Raw genomic sequence first — 1357 nt, 5'->3', positions numbered from 1 at the left:
GGTCGCCCTGCTCGTGCATCCATGTCATGCCGCCGAGCGAGGCGCCGGCAACCGTCGAGCCGTGATAGCCGTTCCTGCGCGCGATGATCGCCTTTTTCGTGGGCTTGCCCATGGCGCCCCAGTAGACGCGGGCCATGCGGAACCAGGTATCGTTCGCCTCCGATCCGGAGCCCGTGAAGAACACCCGGTTGATGGCGGGGCCGGCATGCGCCGTGATCTTTTCGGCAAGCAGCACCGCCGGCGGCGTCGTCGTGCCGAAGAACGTATTGTAGTAGGGAAGCTCGTTCATCTGGCGCGTCACCGCATCGGTGATCTCGCGCCGGCCGTAGCCGACATTGACGCACCAGAGGCCGGCGAAGCCGTCGAGATAGCGTTTTCCCTGGTTGTCGTAGATGTAGCAGCCCTCGCCCCGCTCGATGATGCGCGTGCCGGCCGCGTTCAGCTTCTTCATGTCCGAGAAGGGATGAAGATGATGGGCGGCGTCGAGGGCTCCGAGATTGGAGAGGGTGGCAGCGGAGGGCGTCGGCATGGGAGGCTTCCTTGCGGTATTGCCGGCCCCGGCCGCAACGGGCAAGGGCTCGGCGGGAGCGCCCGCCGCGATTGAACGGCAGGGCGGAATGGGCTAGGAAATTGCCCATATGACAGGCATTTGGCAAGGGACGCGCGTCTCTCTCCAGAGGCTTTCCAGAACCCGCCGATTTCAACCCGTCACGCAAAGTTCCCCCGATGATCCATGACACCCCGGCAGACGGCACGCTGCCTGCCAATGCCCCGCCCCGCATCGAAGTCCTGCTCGTCGGCATGAACGGCGACCTGCGCGGCAAACAGATCCCGCTGGAAGCGGAAAAGAAGGTCTGGGACGGCACGGTGCGGCTGCCCTCCTCCACCCAGTCGCTCGACATCTGGGGCGACGACAACGACGACCTGACGGGCCTGTCGCTGTCGATCGGCGACCCGGACGGCGTCTGCATCCCCGACCGCCGGTCGCTTGCCGCCATGCCCTGGGGCCCGGCGGGCTCGAAGCAGGTGCTGGCGACGATGCACGAGCTCGACGGCACGCCCGCCTTCATGGATCCGCGCGCCATCCTCGCCCGCATGCTGGAGCGTTTTGCCGAGCGCGGGCTGACGCCGGTCGTGGCGACCGAGCTGGAATTCTACGTGGTCGAGGACGACTGGCGCGAGACGGGCACGCCCCGCCCGCCGGCATCGCTGATGTATCGCGGCGAGCCGAACGGCTACCAGCTCTACGACATGCGGGCGACGGACGCGCTCGACGCCTATCTCGAGACGGTGCGGAGCTGGGCGAAGGCCATGGCGCTTCCGGCCGACGCGACGACGGCGGAATTCGGCCCCGGCC

Annotated in this window: 1 protein-coding gene and 1 pseudogene; one reads left to right on the top strand and one right to left on the bottom strand. The window is 67.4% G+C overall.

Annotated elements, in window-relative coordinates; all coding sequences use genetic code 11:
• The coding region (locus LXM94_RS25850) for an aminotransferase class III-fold pyridoxal phosphate-dependent enzyme (protein WP_235774752.1) at positions 1 to 529 on the bottom strand (529 nt) is incomplete at its 3' end.
• Between the two features lie 197 nt (positions 530 to 726).
• Here LXM94_RS25850 and LXM94_RS25845 point away from each other — a divergent pair.
• Positions 727 to 1357 (top strand): annotated as a pseudogene (locus LXM94_RS25845) (glutamine synthetase); the annotation flags it as partial.

This window comes from Rhizobium alarense (assembly GCF_021555155.1).
GTDB classification, from domain to species: Bacteria; Pseudomonadota; Alphaproteobacteria; order Rhizobiales; family Rhizobiaceae; genus Rhizobium_D; species Rhizobium_D alarense.
The sequence above is the reverse complement of the archived record's forward strand: the minus strand, read 5'-3'. Positions and strand labels throughout refer to the sequence as shown.